The organism is Streptococcus sp. CF7_Ac1-12 (assembly GCF_024295905.1).
Lineage (GTDB): Bacteria > Bacillota > Bacilli > Lactobacillales > Streptococcaceae > Streptococcus > Streptococcus mitis_AP.
Genome location: NZ_JANCPG010000011.1, coordinates 62,623 through 68,822, shown reverse-complemented (window position 1 = coordinate 68,822; position 6,200 = coordinate 62,623). Strand labels below are relative to the sequence as shown.

Here is a 6,200-nt window from a genome sequence, read left to right as displayed (position 1 = left end):
TCAATATTATAATTTACATTAGCAGATTTGTCAATTATATTAATTATTTTTTATTATTTTTTATTATTTTCCATTATTTTCAGAATATTTCAGGATTTAAACCATTTATTATATTATAGCGTTAAAATAAAAATAAAATTTTCCTTTTCTTCAAGACTATGATAAATGCCATTTTTTTGAATACTTATAAAGAACATGTCAACTTATCCTACATATAAGCCATTCCTTTTGAGTGCCAAAAATAGGAAACTATGAAAGTAAAGTCCATCAGATACAAATACTCTTCGAAAATATCTTCAAATCACGTCAGCTTCCATCTGCAACCTCAAAATTAGTGTTTTGAGCAACCTGCAGCTAGCTTCCTAGTTTACTCCTTGATTTTCATTGAGTATAAACTATGGTCAAGAAGAAATCATTCTCCCTGACCAGACCTTTGGACCATTACAAGCCATCATTTGTAGCTATTCAAAAAAGCTCCATACTATCTATTATTCAGGGATTCCTGCTACAGATAGTATGGAGCTCAAAAAGCAGTTACACGAGCATGACTGCCATTCTATTCTTGCATGGTGTAACCAACACCACGCACGGTTTTAATGTAGCTTTTTTGACCTTTTACATCAAGCTTGCTACGTAGATAACGGATATAGACATCCACAATATTTGTTTCTGTCGCACTTTCATACTTCCAGACACTTTCCAACAACTGCTCACGAGTCAGGACTTTCTTGCTTCCCATAAGAGTAGCCAAAAGATCATACTCACGACGCGTCAGAGCAATCATCTCTTCGCCACGATAAACAGTATGATGTTCTACATCCATACGCAGATTGCGGTAAGACGTTGGAACCTTCATCTGACTACAGTGTTGGTCGATAAAGTCCCGACCTCGGAAAATCGCTGAAATACGAGCCACCAAATTCTCAATAATAACTGGCTTATAGATGTTCGAAACGGCAAAGCGTTGGATTGCCTCAATCTGATCTTGCAAGTCTTCGCGATGGTCCAAGACCATAATGACTGAAGCTGGCTTAGTTCGGCTCAGCTTGTCTGCAAAATCCTGGGCTGTCATATCCCCCAGATGAGCATTCAATAAAATCAAGTCATAGTCTGTCTGAAGAGCCATGGAAAGGGCTTTTTGCCCCTCCTCAACCTGATCAACTCGGTATTGCTCTTTTTGGAGTTCCAAACTTAAAAAATGAGCTAGATTTCGTTCTTTCTCAAGTAATAAAATCCGTTTCCCCATGGCAGACCTACTTATTTTTCGTCATACCAAGAGTAGTGGAAGGTTCCTTCTTTGTCTTTACGTTGGTAAGTGTGGGCACCAAAGTAGTCACGTTGTGCTTGGATCAAGTTAGCTGGAAGGTCAGCTGAACGGTAGCTATCAAAGTAAGTAATAGCTGCTGAGAAGGTTGGCACTGGTACACCAGCTTGAACCGCAAGAGCTACGATGTCACGCACTGCTTGTTGGTACTTAGCAGTAACATCCAAGAAGTATTCATCCAAAAGAAGGTTGGCAAGGTCTGCATCACGGTTGTAAGCATCTGTAATTTTTTGCAAGAAACGAGAACGGATGATACAGCCATCACGCCAGATAGATGCGATATCTGCAAATGGCAAGTTCCAGTTGTTTTCTTTAGAAGCTACACGCAATTGCGCAAAACCTTGTGCGTATGAAATGATTTTTGAGAAGTAAAGGGCTTGACGGATTTTTTCAATCAACTCAGCCTTGTCTCCTTCAAATTTGAAAGCAGCTGGTTTTGGAAGAACCTTGCTAGCATGTACGCGTTCTTCTTTGTAAGTAGAGATGTAACGTGCAAATACTGATTCAGTGATGAGTGACAATGGCACACCAAGGTCAAGTGATGATTGGCTAGTCCATTTACCAGTTCCCTTGTTACCTGCAGCATCAAGGATATAGTCTACGATTGGTCCATCTTGACCTTCATCATCTTTACGGCTCAAGATATCAGCTGTAATTTCGATCAAGTAGCTGTCCAATTCACCCTTGTTCCACTCAGTAAAGATTTCAGCCATGTCTTCAGCAGAAAGGCCTAGCAAGTGTTGCATCAAGTCATAACTTTCTGCGATCAATTGCATATCACCATACTCAATACCATTGTGAACCATTTTCACATAGTGACCAGCTCCATCAGGACCGATGTAAGTCACACATGGTTTACCATCTTCTGGTGCTTTAGCTGAGATTTCTTCAAGAACATCTGCAACCAATTCGTAGGCCTCTTTTTGTCCACCAGGCATGATAGAAGGACCTTCAAGGGCACCTTTTTCACCACCAGAAACCCCAGTACCGATAAAGTTGATACCTGAGTTTGCCAATTCTTCATTACGACGGATTGTATCTTTGTAGAAAGTATTTCCGCCATCAATCAAGATATCACCTTTGTCAAGGTGTGGAAGAAGGGCTTGAATTGTAGCATCTGTACCAGGTCCAGCTTGAACCATAAGCATGATACGACGAGGTTTTTCGATTGAGTTTACAAAACTTTCAACGTCATAGCTTGGTACAAAGTTCTTTTCAGGATGGCAAGCAATCACATCTTCCGTTTTTTCTTTACTACGGTTGTAAATAGCAACTGTGTAACCACGAGATTCAATATTAAGGGCAAGGTTACGACCCATTACGGCCATACCTACGACACCAAAGTTAGCTTTTGTCATTTGACACTCCTCTTGTTTAATTTGTTTTATTTTATCATTTTTACTTTTGAAAAGAAAGAATTTTGTAACGACTGTTTAGTAGTCCAAATCATCCGCATGTCCAGAACCATTTCCAACAAAGTATCCTGTCTTACAGTTAAGGGTAAAGAGGTAGGTTCCATCTGGCTTGTAGAGGTTGTAATAACCATTACCATTAACGATATTGACACGTTCAAGGATGTATTGGTTACCAGTGATATAACCACGTGAACGTGAAGTCGCTAGAATTTGTTCCAAAACACCATCCGCAAAATCCCAGGCAGAGTTATTGCTATCATCAATAGCAGACTGATTATAGGCAACACGACTCGCACTTCTTTGAACAGCAACCCCTGCACTTGATACACCCATATTGACTTCACTGCGAGTACTGCTAGTTTCAGTTGATGCAGTATTTGAGCTACTTGGACTTGTTTCACTAGCAGTATTTTCACTTGCTTGACTAGAGCTTGAGCTGCTAGTTTCACTTGAACTTGAGCTTGAAGCACTTGTTTGCTGGCTCTTACCAAGGCTGATAGCCTTATCTAGCAATTTATCAAGCTCCGTATTTCCAGTTTTAATATCTGTAAATTTAGCATCCGATTTGGCTTTGGCATTTGTATCTACAACACCATCAACAATAGCTGGCTTTTCAAATTGAGCATTGACCTCTTGAATGGCCTTGATTTGCGTTTCGAGGCTATCATATTTAGATTTTGCAAGCGTATATTCACGACTACCTTCTAATTTATCAAGTAAGGTCTTCAGTTGGCTCAGTTTATCAAACTGGCTATTCTTCAAAGCTGTTTTGTTGCTATCTGTATAGAAAGCATCATATAAATTATTGAATTCTTCTGCATCTGACTGCGTGTTTGTAGATGATTGAGAAGTCTGGATTTCCTTGGTCGAACGAGCTACTTGACGATAAACATAATAACCAGTTCCAAGGATAAGAACCACTAATGCGGCTAGAATACCGTAAAGCACCCATTTCTTCTTACTTTTCCCATCTTCACTATCCGTCACTCGAGAACGTGTGAGAGCCTCTTCCGCTCCAACCAATGGTACCTCTTCAGTCTCAAATTCTTCGACAAGAGGAGTTTCTGAAACTCTTGTTAATTCTAAATCATCAAACTGACGCAATTCATCTTCTGGAGCTGGAGAAGTTACTCCTGTTTCCTCACGAAGCTCTTGAAGCAAATTATCCAGAGTCTGAGTCTCCTCTACCTCTTCTTTTTCAACTAAATCATCCTTGCTAAACTGGCGTGTTTCAAACTTATCTGCCTCAATTTCATCTTTATGTTGTTTCACATACTTGTCCAAGATAGAATCTCCAGGCAACACACCTGCTTCCACCTCTTCATTTTTTCGCATAGCTTCTCCAACCGTTAGCTCTTTGGCATCATCAAAATCAAATTGCGCTTCTGGATGTTCTGTTTTATGACGATTCCGTCTGTTCTTACTCATGAGTTTTCCTTCCTACTTTGCTTCCTGACGTTTAACACGCTGACCAAAATATTGATACAAATCAACTTTTAAAGTTCCGTTGTACAACTTCCGTTTCTTATCCGCCTGACTACCGTACTTGGTCTCAAAAGCTTCATCACTAGTTAGGATAAATTTACTCCACGTTTTCATCGGGGCAAATACTTGACCCATCTCAGCATAAAGCTTGGTAACCCCTGCATCATCTGACAAGCGTTCACCATAAGGCGGGTTGGAGATAATCACTCCATTGATTTTATCGGAACGTAAATCCTGCACGCGCATCTGCTTAAAGGTAATATCGCCTGCAACCCCTGCTGCCTGAGCATTAGCCTTAGCAATTTCGACCATACGTGCATCGATATCACAACCCATGATATCTAGTTCCAGTTCACGATCTACTTTTTTGGCTGCTTCTGTACGCACTTCTTGGATCAAACGATCGCTAATCCAGTTCCACTCCTCAAAGGCAAAGGAGCGACGAAGACCAGGCGCCATCTTTCTAGCAATCATAACTGCCTCGATACAGAAAGTTCCCGAACCACAGGTAGGATCAATCAAAGGCTTGTCTGGATACCAGTTAGAAAGTTGCAAAATGGCTGCTGCCATGTTTTCCTTGATAGGAGCGCCACCTTTTTCTGTACGATAGCCACGTTTAAAGAGACTGGATCCTGTCGTATCAATCATGACAGTTGCTACGTCTTTCAGAATAGAAACTTCAATCTTAAACTCAGGACCAGTCTCCATCAAGGGAATACCTTCTGGACGAGCATAATGTTTCTGCAATTTCTTAACAACAGCCTTCTTTGAAATAGCCTGTACACTTGGCTCATTGTGCAGTTTAGATTTAACACATTTAGCTTTGGCAATCGGAAAGCGAGCACCAAGCGGTAAATAATTTTCCCAATCTAGGGCGAAAACTCCCTGAAACAGCTCCTCAAAAGTCTTAGCTGGGAAAGTTCCTACGATAATCTTAATACGGTCTGCTGCACGAAGCCAGAGGTTGGTTTCGATGATGGCTCTCGCGTCTCCTTGAAAACGAACACGGCCATTTTCAACCTGACAATCGTAGCCCAACTCCCGCATTTCTCGCCCAACAACGGCTTCAAGACCCGCCGCAGCGGTCGCGATTAAATTAAATTCTTTTTTCATTTTCAGTCTTATAAGACCTTTCTATATGTCCACTTTAAAAAATGAGGTTGAGAAAATTTCTCAGCCCCAACCTATATGCAATTTTCTATAAGCCATGTTTTGTTCCAGAAGTGACTAGGATCACTTCCTTCGATAATCATCTGTCTACCACTAACAGCCTACAGCTGATAGCAATCAGAGTACTACGTTCGTTTCCGCGTACTCCATGCCCCGACCGAAATTTGGGTTGCTAGCTTGAGGGGTTTACCGCGTTCCACTCTCTCCGTTTCCAGAAAGACTCCGTCACTGTGGCACTTTCAAGTCTACTCTGGCCTATCCAAGGACTTAGCCATTTCAACTGCCGTAACGATTTCTCGTCCCTAGGCTTATGGTTTCGCCTAGCACAAACACTACAGGCATCACAGCCTGTGCTAGCATGGACTTTCCTCATGAAAAGAAATTCTCCTCACGCGATTATCCAAAAATTGCACTTTTCAAATAATCTCTTACAAATCAGAGTTATCCAAAATTTGTTTGCCAAACACTTCTTTCTCAAGACGATTTAGACGTTTCAAAATGTCAAAATTCGTCATAGAAGTTGTAGCTGTCATTTCAAGTGGTTCTGCTTGAACCGGTGCAGATTCAGGTTTGCGAGACAATTCTTCCTTCAACTCTGCAATTTCTTGACGGAGAGACTTGACTAAAGCAGCATAAGTTTCATAGTCCTTGATGACATCGTCCAAAAATTCATCAACTTCAACCTTACTATACCCACGGACTTCACGTCCAAACTCTTGCTCGAAAATATCTTTCGCTGAAAAAATAATACTTGCCATCTCTCTCTCCATTCTCGGTTTCTAATAGTATTATTATATAAAAAAAGG

Annotated in this window: 5 protein-coding genes and 1 other RNA gene; all 6 read right to left on the bottom strand. The window is 40.8% G+C overall.

Features of this window, described 5'->3' with window-relative positions; genetic code table 11:
* Positions 1-556: 556 nt before the first annotated feature.
* The 6 genes from NMM17_RS06765 to gpsB all read right to left on the bottom strand — a co-directional run bounded on the left by NMM17_RS06765 (position 557) and on the right by gpsB (position 6,152).
* Positions 557-1,246: a response regulator transcription factor gene (locus tag NMM17_RS06765; protein WP_254754101.1), complete on the bottom strand. Its 690-nt coding sequence runs from the start codon at positions 1,244-1,246 to the stop codon at positions 557-559.
* Positions 1,247-1,257: 11 nt separating this feature from the next.
* Positions 1,258-2,682: an NADP-dependent phosphogluconate dehydrogenase gene (gene gndA, locus NMM17_RS06760; protein WP_000158778.1), complete on the bottom strand. Its 1,425-nt coding sequence runs from the start codon at positions 2,680-2,682 to the stop codon at positions 1,258-1,260.
* Between the two features lie 75 nt (positions 2,683-2,757).
* Positions 2,758-4,167, bottom strand: coding sequence for a cell division site-positioning protein MapZ family protein (locus NMM17_RS06755; protein ID WP_000042191.1), 1,410 nt, complete (start codon positions 4,165-4,167; stop codon positions 2,758-2,760).
* Between the two features lie 12 nt (positions 4,168-4,179).
* Entirely contained in the window at positions 4,180-5,337 is a 1,158-nt protein-coding gene (locus NMM17_RS06750; protein ID WP_000711359.1) for a class I SAM-dependent RNA methyltransferase, read from the bottom strand.
* Between the two features lie 83 nt (positions 5,338-5,420).
* Positions 5,421-5,802: RNase P RNA component class B (rnpB, locus tag NMM17_RS06745), an RNA gene on the bottom strand.
* A 20-nt stretch (positions 5,803-5,822) separates the two neighbouring features.
* The gene (gpsB, locus tag NMM17_RS06740) at positions 5,823-6,152 is read right to left on the bottom strand and encodes a cell division regulator GpsB (RefSeq protein WP_000146534.1); all 330 of its coding nucleotides are present in this window, start codon (positions 6,150-6,152) and stop codon (positions 5,823-5,825) included.
* Between the last annotated feature and the right edge of the window lie 48 nt (positions 6,153-6,200).

Bases quoted from the DNA above. Each gene is read 5' to 3' on its own strand.
- NMM17_RS06765 (WP_254754101.1), bottom strand. From the start codon at position 1,246: ATGGGGAAACGGATTTTATTACTTGAGAAAGAACGAAATCTAGCTCAT.
- gndA (WP_000158778.1), bottom strand. From the start codon at position 2,682: ATGACAAAAGCTAACTTTGGTGTCGTAGGTATGGCCGTAATGGGTCGT.
- NMM17_RS06755 (WP_000042191.1), bottom strand. From the start codon at position 4,167: ATGAGTAAGAACAGACGGAATCGTCATAAAACAGAACATCCAGAAGCG.
- NMM17_RS06750 (WP_000711359.1), bottom strand. From the start codon at position 5,337: ATGAAAAAAGAATTTAATTTAATCGCGACCGCTGCGGCGGGTCTTGAA.
- gpsB (WP_000146534.1), bottom strand. From the start codon at position 6,152: ATGGCAAGTATTATTTTTTCAGCGAAAGATATTTTCGAGCAAGAGTTT.